2 protein-coding genes are annotated in these 16,655 nt (G+C 53.2%); both read right to left on the bottom strand.

The genetic code is table 11. The annotated features are described in order from the left end of the window. Window positions 1-26: 26 nt before the first annotated feature. A complete protein-coding gene (locus JMJ04_RS31035; RefSeq protein WP_201374216.1) occupies window positions 27-5,510 on the bottom strand; it encodes a non-ribosomal peptide synthetase in 5,484 nt (1,827 codons plus the stop codon). Window positions 5,511-5,596: 86 nt separating this feature from the next. After that, the gene (locus JMJ04_RS31030) at window positions 5,597-16,597 is read right to left on the bottom strand and encodes a non-ribosomal peptide synthetase (RefSeq protein ID WP_201374215.1); all 11,001 of its coding nucleotides are present in this window, start codon (window positions 16,595-16,597) and stop codon (window positions 5,597-5,599) included. Window positions 16,598-16,655 lie beyond the last annotated feature (58 nt).

Genomic DNA, 16,655 nt, shown 5'->3' with positions numbered 1-16,655 from the left:
CACCTTCACCCCTGCTATCGGATGTCCTATCCCCGGCAGTCTCCCCTTGCCTCCCCTTCAGTCACGACCTCACTTGTTGTCGCTATCACGGTTCCTTCTGTTGGCCCATAAAAGTTATGGAGCCGATATGCTGTCCCCTCGGGCGCATATCTCCGCAACTGCTCTCCTCCCGCGCCCAGGTGTCGCAACACTCCCATCGACGGTTCATTGAGAGCCAGCAGCCCTTCCGTCAGGGGCGTGGGCGCGTTACACATCGTGATCTCGTGTTCACGAAGCCACTCCTGCAACCGTTCAGACTCCAACCGGGTCTCCTCGTCCACGATCCAGATACTGGCTCCCCTGACCAGCGTTGGCCATACATCCTGTGCCACCGGGTCAAAGCCCTGGCTAAATAGCTGGGTGACCCGGTCGGCTGTGGTAACCTGGTAACATTGGGTATACCAGGCTACCAGGTTCCCCAGATTGGCATGCGTCACCCCCACTCCCTTGGGGGCTCCCGTCGAGCCCGAGGTATAGATCACGTAGGCCAACTGCTCTGGCTGGATCGTGATCTCTCCCCGCTCCAAAGGAGCAGGCTCCTCGTGCTCAGCGAGCGCATCCTCAAGGCAGACAAGAGAGGTTTGTAGCCCTTGCGCCTGCTCCTGCTGCGCGCTTCCCGTAATGACCAGATGCGCTCCCGCATCCTTGAGTTGGTAGCGCAAGCGCTCTAACGGCTGCCCCGGCTCCAGCGGCAGATACGCCCCTCCCGCCAGCCACACCCCTAGCAGGCTTACTACCAGGTCCACCGAGCGTTCCATGTATACGCCTACCACCTGCTCTGCTCCCACTCCCAACTGCTTCAGATGCGCCGCGAGCCGTCGAGCCTGGCGCAACAGCTCCTGGTAGTTCAATGCTCGCGTTGCCTCCCACACCGCCAACGCCTGGGGCGTGGCGAGTGCCTGGCGTACGAGCAGTTGCGGTACCATCTCCACCGGAACAGGCCGGCTGGCCTGGTTCCAGGTATACAGGGCTTGCTCACGTTCCTGGGCACTGAGCAGGGGTAGGTGCTCGATTTGCTCCTCTGGCGTACGAACCATGGCTTCGAGGATGCGCTGCCAGTGGAAAAGCAATCGTTCGATGCTTGTCTCGGCAAAGAGGTCCGTGCGATATTCTAGAACGCAGGTTAATTCCTGTTCCCACTCCTGCACAGTAAGTGCCAGGTCAAACTTCACCTGCCGATGTTTAACCTCAACGTCGTCTATTACGATGTCCTGAAGCGCTCCTGCCTGCTGACGCACGTGCTGGACCATAAACATAACCTGAAAGAACGCATGCCGACTGCGATCACGTTCGGGCTGCAAACGCTCCACCAGGTATTCAAAGGGCAGGTCCTGGTGGGCATAGGCTCCCAGGCTCACCTCGCGCACCCGCCGCACCACTTCGCGCACCGTGGGCGATCCCGAGAGGTCCGTGCGCAACACCAGCGTATTGACAAAGAAGCCGATCAAGTCCTCCACCTCTGCCTGGGTACGATTCGCGATCGGCGTGCCCACCACGATATCGTCCTGCCCGCTGTAGCGTCCCAGCAGAATCTGGAAACCAGCAAGCAAGAGCATGAACAGCGTCACCCCTTCCTGCTGGCTCAGCGCTCGTAAGCCCTGGCTCAGTTCTTCCGAGAGGCGTAGAGTTTGTACCGTTCCACGGGTGGTTTGTTCTGGTGGACGTGGAAAATCGGTGGGAAGGGCGAGAGGAGTGATGTCTGCGAGCTGGTTGCGCCAGTAGTCCTCCTGTTGCTGGAGAATGGCACCTTGCAGCCATTGACGTTGCCAGACCGCATAGTCCGCATATTGCACAGAGAGTTCAGATAAGGGTGTTGGCTCTCCCTGTGCGAAGGCAGCATAAAGGGTAAGCAATTCTCGAACCAGAATGTTACTGGACCAACCATCCGAAATGATATGATGCAGCGTTAACAGCAAAACATATTCATGCTTGCCCAGATGCAGCAGTGTTACACGCAGCAACGGTCCTCCCCCAAGATCAAAGGGGCGTTGTGCTTCCTCATTTGCCTGTCGTAGCACCTCTTGCTCACGCTGCTCTGGGTTCTGCTGTTCCAGATGGATGTGTCGCACGACTGGCCCGTTCGGTGGATGGATTCGCTGCACAGGCTGTCCCTCGTGCAGGGGAAAAGTCGTACGGAGAGACTCGTGACGGCGTACCAGTTCGTGAAAACTGGCTTCCAGGACGTCTACTTGCAATGGGCCGTGCAGCCGTAGCGCGTGGGGCAAGTTATAGGCTGCGGACTGCGGATCCAATTGCGCCAGGAACCAGAGCCGTTGCTGCGCAAACGAGAGTTGCACCTCCTCTCCACGCTCCTGTGGGACCAGTGGTGCTACTTGTAGTTCCTGTTCACCTCGTAAGGCTTGCGCGACACGTGTAGCCAGACCGACAATTGTCGGTTCCTCAAAGAATTGACGAATAGAGATACTGGCATCAAAAGCCTGGCGTACACGCGAAATAACCTGGGTTGCCAGCAGAGAATGTCCATCAAGATAAAAGAAGTTATCATAAATACTTATGGACTGGATGCCAAGTACTTCTCGCCAGATTTGCACCAGGAGTTCTTCTATCGGCGTGCGCGCTATTACTATGACTCGCTCTTCTTCATCTTCTGGTTCTGGTAAATTATACAGGTCAATTTTTCCGTTTGTCGTTAGTGGCCAGGCTAGCAAACGCACAAACGCTGCTGGTACCATATATTCTGGCAGGTATGCGTTCACCCATTCCCGTAACTCTTGCCGTTCCGGTAACGGCTGCTGGCTCCGGACATAGCCTATCAGACGCCCTTCACGCATTTGGACAATTGCATCAAGAACACGTTCATGTTTCCGCAGAGTGGCTTCAATCTCACCTGGCTCTACTCGATATCCCCGTATTTTCACCTGACGATCTGCACGCCCTATAAATTCAAGCTCTCCATGCTCCCCATACCTGGCGAGGTCGCCTGTACGATACATGCGTGCTCCAGGTTCCTGCGCATAAGGATCAGGAACAAAGCGCTCTGCTGTTTCTCTGGCACGCCCTAGATATCCTCTTGCCAGGCCATCTCCCGCTATGCACAGTTCCCCTATGACACCGACTGGTGCTACTTGCTGCCATGCATCGACAATCGAAATCGCATTGCCCCCAAGCGGCCTGCCTAGAGGTACGCCCTGCCCTGTTTTCTCGATCTCGTGTGCGCTTCCCAAGGCCTGCAAAAGGACACCCACCGTCGTCTCAGTTGGACCATAGTGGTTCCACACCATACATTGCGCACCCATTTGTTGTATCTCTGCCAAAAGATCCCATGTGAGCACCTCTCCACCTAGCAGCAAATGCCGATTTGGCAGGAGTGCTTGCTTCTCTGGACTATCAGCCAGGAGAGCCTGGAGATGCGATGGTACTATTTTGAGCACATCGATAGCATAGTGTTGCATATAGGTTGTTAAATCTGTGCTCTGCGTTAGCGTTTCATACCGCAAGATATGGAGACAGCCACCACTAGTCAATGCGCCATAGATTACGGTATTGCCTAGATCCGCAGCCAGGGTAGAGACCAACGCATACTGCCATCCATCCTGTGGTTGCAATACTTCTCTCAGTGCAGCTACATAGTGTCGCAGCCCACCTCGCCTCACTTCCACGCCTTTAGGCTTTCCCGTAGAACCTGAAGTATAAAGCACATAGGCCAGGGTTTGCTCGTCGTCTGCCTCTTCTAGATTGCTTTCCAGTTCACCATCCAACCAGGAGCACTCATCCAGATACTTGACCTGCCAGGGTCCTGTTGGCAATTGTGTTGACACCGTCTCCTGTGTCAACACAATTGGAGCAGTTAGTTCTTCAAGCACTCCATGCAACCGTTCCTGTGGCCAAGCTGGATCTAGTGGCACATATGCGCCTCCAGATTTGAGCACCCCCAATACACCAATAAGCATGGCCTCGCCACGTTCCAGGTAGAGCCCTACCAGAGCATCAGTACGTACACCTGCGCGTCGCAGCCAGTGAGCCAATTGATTAGCACGCATATTGAGTTGTTGGTAGCTCATCTGAACTTCGCCACAGCGCAAAGCAGGCTGATCAGGGTGTCTAGCAACATGGCTCTCAAAACACTGAAGGATTGAACGCGTGTCTGCTGGTGGCGTACCGCGAAAGCGCTGCAACAGTTCCTGCTGCTCCTCATCCTCTACAAGAGGCCACCCGGCCAGCATGCGCTGGGGTTGAGCCAGGGCCAGGTGTAATATATGAAGAAATGAACGGATCAGACGCTGAACCTGCGATTGCGTAAAGGTTTGTGGATCATAGACAAGCGCGCAGGAAAAAGCCTCTGCGTGCTGAATTATCCTCAGATGGAGCAGAGAATGATCAAAGAGATGATAGCTACGCAGAAGTTGCCAGTGAAACACCTCTTCTGATGTTGGGGCAGGCCATGCATCAAAGGAGAAGCCTAGAGGTAAGATATGTTCATTCGATTGATTAAGTAGAGACCACGAAAAATAATCTTGATGTTCCTGAACGGCTTCCAGCGAGCGCTGACACTGTTGCGCAAGATAGGCAAAGGTACGCTGAGGATGGAATGTAGAACATAGGGGAACGACACGACTATAGGCCCCCAGGGCATCAGAGAGGTCTTCGTAAGCACGTCCATTACTGAGATATCCAAGCACAATCTGCGGATTATTCGTAAAGCGCCATTGCAGAAGTTGCCAGCAGGCAAGCAACAACGCCTCACACGAGAGATTATGTTCGCGTGCGCCCGTCAGGAGATGGACGCTGAGGCCAGCATCTAGCGTGAAGCTTTGCTCCTGTGGATGGATGGATGTAGGAGGCGCTGTCACGTCAGTATCCTGGGAAGAATATGGCAAGGATACACAAGAAAAATCAGCAGTGGCAAATCGTTTCCAGAAAAGCATATGCTCTTCTGCGTCCTCTTGTTGCAGCAATTCCCGTTGCCAGGCAGCAACGTCAACATACTGCAAAGGTTCGTCATCAAGTTCTTGCTGCTGAATGAGCGCCTTATAGGTTCGTAGCAAGAGCGTCGTTAGAAGACGAAGCGAGACAGCATCGGCACACAGAGCTGGCAGAGAAAGCAGCAAAACATGGCGGGTTGTATGTAGACGCACCAGAGAGACGCGCAGCAAAGAACTCTGGGAGAAGTCAAAAGGAGCCTCTCGCTCTTGCATGAAAAGGCGATCCAGTGCTTCCTGTTGCGCTTGCTCCCCTAACTCCTCCAATGCATACTCCTTGTAGGTAGCTTCCGCCTGTTCGGCAATCACCTGGATGGGCATGTCCACGCCCGGAATCTGGCGAAAAGCTGTGCGCAGTATCTCGTGTCGAGCAACAATCTCGCGCAGTGCTCTTTGCATTACACCTGAATTGAAAGAACCTCCTAGCAGAATAGAGCACTGCACGCGGAAAATTTGCGGCTCTGGCTGTAAAGACCACAAGCGCGTTTGCTGAAGTGAAAGGCGTGATCCTTTTAAATCTGCCATCTGCATCTCGTAACTGACTCCTTTATCTACTCTGTGTCTATCCTCAAACCGGCAGAAACCTGTCGTATAACGCTCATACTTGCCCTGAGTTTTCAGGATTGCTCAAAGTCTGAAAGGCTGGCCCTTTCTCCTCTCGAACGTTTTATTCCTTGCCTGATCGATACTTTGCGTTGCTGCTCCCGCTGCCTCTTCTGTTCTTTCTCTTCCTCGCTAAGCAGATCCAGTTCATCGATAGAGACATCTGGATGAGCGAGGACATTGCGCAACAACATTTCATATTGCCGGGCTAGAGCGGCAATTGTTGACTGATCAAAGAGCTCAACGCTATAGTTGATGGCGCCAGTGAAACCATCCGCGCTCTCGTTGAGAAAAAGCGCCAGGTCGAACTTGGCCCCAAGCGCCACCGGTGCTCCAAAGGTGTTTACCGTCAACTCTGGCAAATCAATAGTCGTTTCCTTATCAGCAGGGATATTTTGTAAAACAAATAAAACATTTACCAGGGGGGTCATGCCTCCGCCACGCTCCAGGTGTAGCTTTTCCACCAGTAGATCAAAAGGAACGTCTTGATGGGCATAGGCGTTTAATACCACTTCACGGACCTGGAGCAACACCTCGCGGAACAAAGCCTGGCTCACAATGCGTGTGCGTAAAACCAGGAGATTAACAAAGAACCCTAGCAGGTGCTCAGTCTCTTCATAGGTCCGGTTCGCAATATCAGTGCCCACAACAAGATCCTGAATGTCTGTCACACGGTAGAGCAGCACCTGGAAGGCTGCTAGCAGGACCATAAACAGGGTAACGTTCTGGTTCTGACTATACTGATTGAGTTGCTGGGAAAGCTCTGCCGATATACGGAAACCATAGCTAGCCGCCTGATAGCTTTGCTGTGCTGAGCGTGGACGGTCAGTCGGCAAGACAAGCGCGCGTGCACCCTGGAGTTGCTGTTGCCAATACTCCAGGTGTGTTATGAATGGCTCACTTTGTACATACTGGCGCTGCCACCAGGCAAAGTCAGCGTATTGTATTGTCAGGGGCGGTAAAGAGTACTTTTTCTGCTGTACTTTTGCACTATAAATCGTGATGATCTCGCGCGTCAGAATATTGCTCGACCAGCCATCAAAGACAATATGGTGCATCGTTAGGAGTAATATGTACTCATGCTCCTCCAGACGTAGCAACCGGGCGCGGAATAATGGCCCCTGGTTAAGATTGAAGGGGAGTGCAGCCTCCTTGGAAGCCAGGCGAGTTGCCTCAGCCTCTCTCTCATCCGCAGGTATATGGCAAAGGTCATCAAGCTGCAGAGCACAGGTAGATATCGCATGTATCAGTTGTGTGGGACGCTGATGCTCATCAATGTCGAAAGTCGTTCGCAGGATCTCATGTCTACCGATAATTTCCTGCAAGGTATATTCTAGAGCAGCAATTTCTAATGTTCCCGTCAAACGGACAGCTAGCGGGATAGTATATGCATTATTCGAGGAGTCCATCTGATCCAGTATCCAGAGTCGCTGCTGCGCAAATGAGAGAGGTAGTGGTTGATCTCTCCCAATAGGAACCAGAGCTAGATGTGTGTCCTTACTTCCTCCTTCCAATAACGCTCTAATCTGTCTTCCCTGTCCAGTAATTGTAGGCTCTTCAAATAGGCCACGAAGAGGAAGCTCGATCCCAAAGACGCTACGTACACGCGCAATTGCCTGAGTAGCCAGTAACGAATGTCCCCCTAGTGCGAAAAAAGATTCCTGCCTTCCAATCTTCCTTCTCCCCAGTAACGCAGTCCAAATCGCTGCTACTGCCTCCTCCTCCATCCCTTGCGGTTGTTCCACCTCCACAAGTTCCTCTTCCTCGGGTCTTGGCAACGCCTGTACATCGATTTTTCCGCTGACTGTCAATGGTAGTGTGTGTAAGCGTACAAAAAATGTGGGCACCATATACTCAGGCAAACGCTGCTTGATGAACTGGCGTAGCGCTGCACTATCAGGAAGTTGCTCACCAGCCAGATAAGCAACCAGTTGCTTCTCTCCAGGCACATCCTCGCGGACAATCACAGTACACTCTTGCACCCCTTGACATTGGTAAAGTACAGTGACAATCTCAGCTAGTTCGATACGATAGCCACGAAGTTTCACTTGCTGATCCACACGCCCAACATATTCCAGAACGCCATCAGGAAGATAGCGTACCAGGTCGCCACTACGATAGAGCCGTGCTCCAGGCTGAGAAGCAAAAGGATCAGGAAGATAGCGCTCAGCAGTGAGATCCGCATGCTTCAGGTAACCGCGAGCAACCCCTGCGCCTCCGATAAAGAGCTCGCCAACCACACCAATCGGGACAAGCTGGAGATGTTGATCTAGAATATACACATGGGTATTGGCAATGGGACGTCCAATGGGGAGTTTGCCATTCTGCAATGCTGGCTCATTTGCTTCAGGAGTGAGTAAATAGAGAAGCGAAGTAACTGTAGTCTCGGTTGGTCCATAGGTATTCATCCAAAGGACTCTTTCTTTAGTCAAAGTCCGCCAGAGTTGATAGCGCTCAAAGAGCGCCTGTTCGCCACCAACGATCACCAGTCGTAAACACATTGGTAGTGGCAATGGATTCTGAGCAAGGTTAATCGCCCATTGATGCCAATATGCAGTAGGCAGATTCAACACACTGATCCGTATACGTTCTATCCATTGATGCCACTCCTCTACTGTGATAGCGAGATCGGGTGGGCGAAGAACTAAGGCTGCACCACTCAACCAGGTTGGATAAAGTTCTTCAACTGCTGCGTCAAAGGCCAGATTTGCAAACTGCGCGACCCTATCAGTGCTCTTCAGATTGCATTGACGAATAATCTCATAACAATGGTTAACAACTGAACGATGCTCAACCGATACTCCCTTTGGCTTGCCAGTTGATCCCGAGGTATAAATCATATAAGCCATATTCTCTGGATACACCAGCACATCGAGGTTAGTGGATGGCTGCATTGACAGTAAAGAGCGTTCCCTGTCTATGCGCAGAAGCGGAGACACGGCATCGGGTAGGTTGTTCAGTAAATCTGAGCGAGTAATTATTATCGTAGGATTGGCATCCTGAAGTATCCATCCCAACCGCTCGCGAGGAGAGGCAATGTCCAGGGGAACATAAGCGCCACCCGCTTTCAGTACCCCTAGCACACATACTATCAAATCCACTGAACGCTCCAGATAGAGCGCAACCAGTGCCTCGCGCTCAACATTATGTGCTTGCAGATAATGCGCAACTTGGTTAGCGCGTGCGTTGAGCTCCTGGAATGTTAAATACTCACTCTCGCTAATTAGGGCAAGAGAGTCAGGTGTCAGGCTAGCTTGAGTTTCAAATAACCGATGTAAACACATATCTAATGGAAGAGGTACGTCCGTTTGATTCCACTCAATAAGTTGAAGCTGTCTCTCCGCTGCGCTTAAAATATCTATCGCTCCCACGCGAATCTCGGGATTGGTCACAATCCCGGTGAGAAGACGTTGAAATGCTTGTGCCATCCGCTCTATAGTTTCGTGGTCAAATAGATCGGCATTGTACTCTAAATTGCCATCGATGTATCTGTCTCTCGCTACCATAGTCAGCGAGAGATCAAACTTTACCTCCCGTTGCTCTAGCTCTATCGCTTCGGCCTCAATCCCTACCAGCGGCTTGGGCAGCTTCCCCTCTTGCTGCAGAGAGAACATCACCTGGAACAATGGATGCCGACTACCATCTCTCTCCGGATGCAGGATTTCTACCAGGTATTCAAATGGCAGATCCTGATGCATATACGCACCTAATGCGCTTTCACGTACCCGTGCCAACACATCCAGGAAATTCGGTTGCCCAGATAGACGTGTGCGTAACACCAACGTGTTAACAAAAAAGCCGATTAGACCTTCAACTTCTCTCTGCGTCCGATTAGCAATCGGCGTGCCCACCACAATATCCTCCTGCCCGCTGTAGCGCCCCAGCAGAATCTGGAAACCAGCGAGCAAGAGCATAAACAAGGTTACCCCTTCCTGTTGGCTCAGCTGCCGCAAGCCCTGGCTCAACTCTTCCGAGAGGTGCAATGTATGCACCGCTCCACGAGTAGTTTGCTCCGGGGGATGAGGAAAGTCGGTGGGGAGAGCAAGAGGCGTGATGCCAGCGAGTTGGTTACGCCAGTAGTCCTCCTGTCGCTGGAGGGTGGCGCCTTGCAGCCATTGGCGTTGCCAGATCGCGTAGTCCGCATATTGCACAGGAAGGTCTGCTAAGGGGATTAACGCTCCTTGCGTGCTGTATCTCGCATACATGGTTGCCATTTCACGAATCAACACTTCCATGGACCAGGCGTCAGCGATGATATGATGCAACGTCAGCAGCAGGATATGCTCGTATTTACCCAAGTGCAGCAGTGTGACGCGTAGCAGTGGTCCCTCAATCAAATCGAAGGGGCGCCGTGCCTCCTCATTCGCCAACCGCAGGACCTCCTGTCCTCGCTGCTCTGGGTTCTGCTGCTCCAGGTAGATATGGTGCACAATTGGCCCGCTTAGGGAATGAATTCGCTGCACCGGCTGTCCCTCGCTCAGGGCAAAGGTCGTGCGGAGAGACTCATGACGACGGAGTAGTTCGAGAAAGCTGGCTTCCAATGCCTCAATGTGCAAGGGGCCACGTAACCGTAGCGCGTGGGGCATATTATAGGCTGCGGACTGGGGGTCCAGTTGCGCCAGAAACCAGAGCCGTTGTTGCGCGAACGAAAGTGGCACCTCATCCCCACGCTCTTGTGGCACAAGCGTAAATGTAGACAACTCTTCACGGTTTCGTAGCATCCGCTCAACATACGTAGCCAGTCCTGCTATGGTTGGCTCCTCAAAGAGCTTGCGCAAGGGAATCTCAACCCCAAAAATAGCGCGTAGCCGCGCGATTACCCGTGTCGCCAGCAACGAATGTCCTCCCAACGCAAAGAAAGATTCCTGGCGCCCAATGTTCGTTCTTTCTAGCAAAGCGACCCAGATCTCTGCTATAGCTTCCTCCACAATCCCTCGTGGTAGTTCTTCTACGCTTACACTGCTCTCATCTTCTTCCGCTGGCTTTGGCAGCGCGTCCCGGTCAATTTTGCCATTGGGCGTCCTTGGCAAATCGGTTAATACAACAAAGCGGCCAGGCACCATATATCCCGGCAATTTCTTGGCCAGATGTGCTTGTAGGTCTCCAGACTTGACTTCCAAGTCTGGAGAATTGAGCACAACATACCCAACCAGGTGCAAATCCCCCGTCTTTCCCACTAGCGTCATCACAATGCACTCTTTTACGCTAGTGTGCTGTGCCAGAACTGTCTCAATCTCTCCCAGTTCGATGCGATGGCCTCGCACCTTCACCTGCTGATCCACCCTCCCCACATACTCCAGACTTCCGTCCTCCCGATAACGTCCCAGGTCTCCTGTGCGGTAGACACGCCCTCCTGCCGCTCCACTCCAGGCATCTGGGACAAACCGCTCCGCCGTCAGACTCGCTCTCCCCAGGTACCCTCGTGCTATACCTGCCCCTCCCAGATAGATCTCCCCCACCACTCCGATCGGCACGGGCTCGCCCTCTCCATCCACTACATAAGCCTCGGTTCCCCCTATCGCGCGCCCAATCCCGGGCAGCCTTCCCTTTGCCTCCTCCTCTGTCTCCACCTCCCTCGTGGTCGCAATCACGGTTCCTTCTGTTGGCCCATAAAAGTTATGGAGCCGATATGCTGCCCCCTCGGGCGCATATCTCCGCAACTGCTCTCCTCCCGCTCCCAGGTGTCGTAAGGCTCCGATGGGCATCTCATTCAGCGCCAGCAATCCTTCCAACAGGGGCGTGGCCGTATTGCACATCGTGATCTCGTGTTCACAAAGCCACTCCTGCAGTCGTTCAGACTCCAACCGGGTCTCCTCGTCCACGATCCATACACTGGCTCCGCTGACCAGCGTTGGCCACAAGTCCAGCGCCATCGGGTCAAAGCCCTGGCTAAACAACTGAGTGACCCGGTCGGCTGTGGTAACCTGGTAACATCGGATATACCATGCCACCAGGTTCCCCAGGTTGGCATGCGTCACTCCCACCCCTTTGGGAACTCCCGTCGAGCCTGAGGTATAGATCACGTAGGCCAGTTGCTCTGGATGGATCGTGATCTCTCCAATCTCTAGATTGACAGACTCTTCCTGCTCAGCAAGCACATCTTCAAGGCAGACGAGAGAGGCTTGTAGCTCACGCGCCTGCTCCTGCCGCGCGCTCCTCGTCACGACCAGGCACGCTCCCGCATCCTTGAGTTGGTAGCACAGCCGCTCTAACGGCTGCCCCGGCTCCAGCGGCAGATACGCCCCTCCCGCCATCCACACGCCTAGCAGGCTGACCACCAGGTCCACCGAGCGCTCTATGTACACGCCCACTACCTGCTCTGTTCCCACTCCCAACCGCCGCAGTTGCGCCGCGAGTCGGCGGGCCTGGCGCAACAACTCCTGGTAGCTCAATGCTCGCGTGGCCTCCTGCACCGCCAGCGCCTGGGGTGTAGCGAGGGCCTGGCGCACGAGTAGTTGAGGTACCATCTCCACCGGAACAGGCTGTCGGGTCTGGTTCCAGGTATGCAGGGCTTGCTCACGCTCCTGGGCACTGAGCAAAGGCAGGCGCTCAATCCGCTCCTCTGGCGTTTGAACCATGGCTTCGAGCACACGCTGCCAATGCTGCAGCATTCGTTCAATGCTCAACTCGGTAAACAGGTCCGTACAATACTCCAGTTGAACGCGCATATCTCGCGCTCCTGCTTCGACCGTGAGCGCCAGGTCAAACTTTACCTGCTGTACCTCCAGCGCAAGTTCTTCTACCTCTACCTGCCGTAGCCCCTCAGATGGCTGGCTCTCCTGCTGCAGGGTGAAAAGCACCTGAAAAAGTGGGTGCCGACTGCGATCACGTTCGGGCTGCAAACGCTCCACCAGGTATTCAAAGGGCAAGTCCTGGTGGGCATAGGCTCCCAGGCTCACCTCGCGCACCCGCCGCACCACTTCGCGCACTGTGGGCGATCCCGACAGATCCGTACGCAACACCAGCGTATTGACAAAGAAGCCAATCAAGTCCTCTACCTCGGCCTGCGTCCGATTAGCAATCGGCGTGCCCACCACAATATCCTCCTGCCCGCTGTAGCGCCCCAACAAGATCTGGAAGCTAGCTAGCAAGAGCATGAACAGCGTCACCCCTTCCTGCTGGCTCAGTGCCCGCAAGGCCTGGCTCAGCTCTTCCGAGAGGTGCAGGGTATGTGCTGCCCCACACATGGTTTGCTCCGGGGGACGTGGAGAATCGGTGGGGAGGGCAAGCGGGGTAATGCCAGCGAGCTGGTCGCGCCAGTAGTCCTCCTGTTGCTGGAGGGTGGCACCTTGCAACCATTGGCGTTGCCAGACCGCATAGTCCGCATATTGCAGCACCAACGCTGGTAAAGATACAGCATCTCCCTGCGTGAAGGCATTATAGAGATAACTGACCTCGCGTAATAATATATTTCTGGACCAGCCATCAGAGACAATATGATGCATGGTCCAAAGCAGAATATGCTCGTTTGCCGCAAGGATAAGGAGGTGCGCACGGAAGAGTGGTCCTGTGGATAGATCGAAATCCCACTCGACCTCCTGTAACATCCACTGTCGTACCCGGCTGTCTCGCTCGGCTGGCGTGAGTGCACTGAGGTCAATCACAGGCAAGGCAAAAACATGCTCTGTTGCGTGAATATGCTGTGTGGGTAATTCTCCCTGTATAGAAAAGGTTGTTCGTAGAATTTCATGGCGTTGCACGACGGAGCGCAGGCTATATTCTAGCGCGTCCCTCTGCAAAGGACCACGCATATGCACAGCTAGAGGAATGTTATATGCGCTCCCGCCTGGCGTCATCTGATCGATGATCCATAGGCGTTGCTGTGCAAATGAGAGGGGTAACGCTTGCTCACGCAGTACTGGCACAAGGGCAGGGTGGTTCACGTTCATGCTCTGATGCGTTATTTTTTCCACAAGTTGCGCCAGGCCTGCGACAGTAGGAGCTTCAAAGATCGCACGCAGCGGAAGCTCGATCTGCAATCTTGAGCGAATACGCGAAATAACCTGGGTCGCTAAGAGCGAGTGCCCACCAAGTTCAACGAAGTTGTCATGCACGCTCCTGACAGAGATTCCAAGCACCTCTTGCCAGATTTGAACCAGCAATTCTTCAATCGGCGTGCGCGCCGCGACAACGGCTCGCACCTCTATTTCTTCCTCATCAGGCAGCCCTTGCACGTCAATTTTCCCGTTTTCAGTTAACGGCCAGGTACGCAATCTTACCAGGATAGCTGGCACCATATATTCGGGCAAGCGTTCGCGCAGCCACTCACGTATCGTTTTGACGTTCTCCAGTGGTTGCCTGCCTATTACATATCCCGCTAAATTTTCTCCCCGCTTGATGACCAGCGCCTCTCGCACTTGTTCATGCTCTTGTAAAACTGCTTCTATCTCCCCTGGCTCTACCCGGTAGCCGCGTATTTTTATCTGTCTATCTTTGCGGCCAATAAATTCGATCTCGCCTCTCGCCCCGTATCTGGCCAGATCTCCGGTTCGATATACACGTTCGCCACCCACGTTTCCATAGGGATCAGGCACAAATTTCTCCGCAGTCTGCCCCAATTGTTTCAGGTATCCTCTGGCCAGACCCATACCTCCCACACATAACTCCCCAATCACACCTACTGGCACAATGCGTTGATACTCGTCCGCTATATAGACTCTATTCGCCCCAATCACTTCACTAAAAGCCGTTTTTTCTGCGCTTGAGCTCGCTTCAAACACATCTACTTTGCGCAAAAGTACGCCTATGGTCGTCTCTGTTGGCCCGTAATGGTTCCAGATATCGCATTCGCCAGTGATCTGGATGAATTGATGTAGTAAATCCTCACTTAGCGCCTCACCGCCAAGGATCAGGTGGCGCCGGGGGAAAAGACATGTGCGCGAATCTGTATCCTGCAATAAGGTTCGTAAATGGGAAGGCACAATCTTCAACACATCAATCATGTGCTCTTGCATATACTGGGCAAGTAATGCACTCTGGGTCACAGTCTCATAGGGCAATACATGCAGGCAACCGCCACTACTCAAGGCGGTATAGATCACTGTATTCCCCAGGTCTGCCGCCAGGGTTGAAACCGTTGCGTATTGCCAGCCTTCCACCACATTCAAGGTCTTGCGTAGAGCCGCGGCGTAGTGATTCAAACTAGCACGTCGTACTGCCACGCCCTTTGGAGCTCCGGTCGATCCAGAAGTATAGAGCACATAGGCCAGTCCCTCTTCTTCTTCCATCAACCTTAGATCCTGCTCCTCTTCATCCTTTAGTGTGGACCATTCGTCCAACTCTATGGTTAGACCTGACCCTGGCGGAATACGCTCATGAAGGCTGCGTTGCGTTAATATAACAGGAGCGTTTACTTCTGCGAGTACCCGTCGCAGGCGCTCTCCAGGCAGGGCGGCATCGATTGGTACGTATGCGCCACCTGCTTTGAAGATTCCCAATACGCCAATAAGCATCGCCGCCCCGCGCTCAAGATACAGTCCTACCGGTACATCGCACCTTATGCCAGCCTTTCGTAACCAGTGAGCCAGTTGATTGGCCTGCCGATTCAACTGGCCATAACTCAACCGAGTCTCACCAGCACATAGCGCCGGTCGCTCAGGATAAGTAGCCGCGTAATGCTCAAAACGAGCCAGTAGCGAAAGATCTTCTACTGGTATCCCACCTGAAAACCGCTCCAGCAACTCCTGCTGCTTTGCTTCGCTCATAACAGGCAAATATGCAACGCGCTGTTGAGGCTGGGTAACTATGGCTTGTAAGAGGCAGAGTAACCCGTGGCTTAGGCTCACGATCTGCTCCTGGGAGAACATGCATGGATCATAAGCGAGATGTACGCGCAACTGCTGTCCCATTTGATCAACAGCCAGGTGCAGCAGGAAGCGTTCCAGACAACTCCACTGGCGCATAATACTCCAATGGAGTGAACCCGCCTCCCACGATTGAGGCCATTCTTCATAGGCAAAGCTCAAAGGCAGGAAAGGCATAGCCGGGCGCTCTCCGGATGGTAGCCAGCTAAAGTAATACTGGTTTTCCAACGCAGCTGCGACATCGGTTCTGACCTGGTGTAAAAGTTGCGCAAAAGTCTGATCCATTGGGGCAATATCAGGCAGGGGAACGACACGGCTATACAGGCCCAAAGCCTGGTCCAGATCGTCGAAATAGCGTCCATCACAGAGATAACCCATCACAATTGGTGAGCCAGCGCAGAAGCGTGAAAGGAGAATCTGCCAGCACAGCAACAAGACTTCTCGGCACGATACCTGGTGGAGGTGCGCCAGTTCATGCAGACGGTTGATCAGCTCATCTCCCAGGTCTATCGTGACCTCTTGAGGCGCAAATTTTTCGCCAATGCCCTGTGGGTCAAAATGTCCATGGCGTACAAATGGAACCGATAAATTGGCTGGATGCAGGTGTTCACGCCTCCAAAAGGCTATGTTTTCTTGCGCATCCTCATCTTGTAATAGTTCTTGTTGCCAGGCTGCTGCATCTGCATACTGTAAAGGATCCTCAGTGATTTCTTGTCGCTGGAGCAAGGCTGCATAGTTTTGAGAGAGCTGATCAATCAAAATACGTAATGTAGCAACATCCGCGCAGAGAGCGGGCAGAGAAACGAGCAAGATATGTTCATGAACATGCAAGTGTAACAAATAAACACGTAAAAGAGGCCCCTGAGTCAGGTCGAAAGTATAGGCCTGTTCTTCAATCGAGATGCGAGAGATGATTTCTTGTTGTTGGACTGAATCGACGCTCTCTAATGACTGTTCTTCATAGGTAAATAGCGCTTGTTCTGCAATCACCTGGACAGGCAGATCGATTTCTGGCAAACGCTGAAACACGGTATGCAAAATTTCATGCTGCTCTACAAGCCGCTGAAGCGCCTGCTTGAGTAATGATGAATCGCAAGCTCCCTTCAGCAGGACGGAGCACTGGACGCGATATGTTTGTGGTTCTGCTTGCAAAGACCACAAGCGCGCTTGCTGAAGTGAAAGACGTGATCCTTTGAGACCTGCTGCTCGCATCTCCTTGTTTTCCTCCTTTATCTCGAACTGTTTTACAGGTATTCATCATATACAGAAG

The organism is Ktedonobacter robiniae (assembly GCF_016587375.1).
GTDB lineage: Bacteria > Chloroflexota > Ktedonobacteria > Ktedonobacterales > Ktedonobacteraceae > Ktedonobacter > Ktedonobacter robiniae.
Note: the sequence above shows the minus strand (reverse complement) of the source record. Positions and strands in the feature narration are given on the sequence as shown.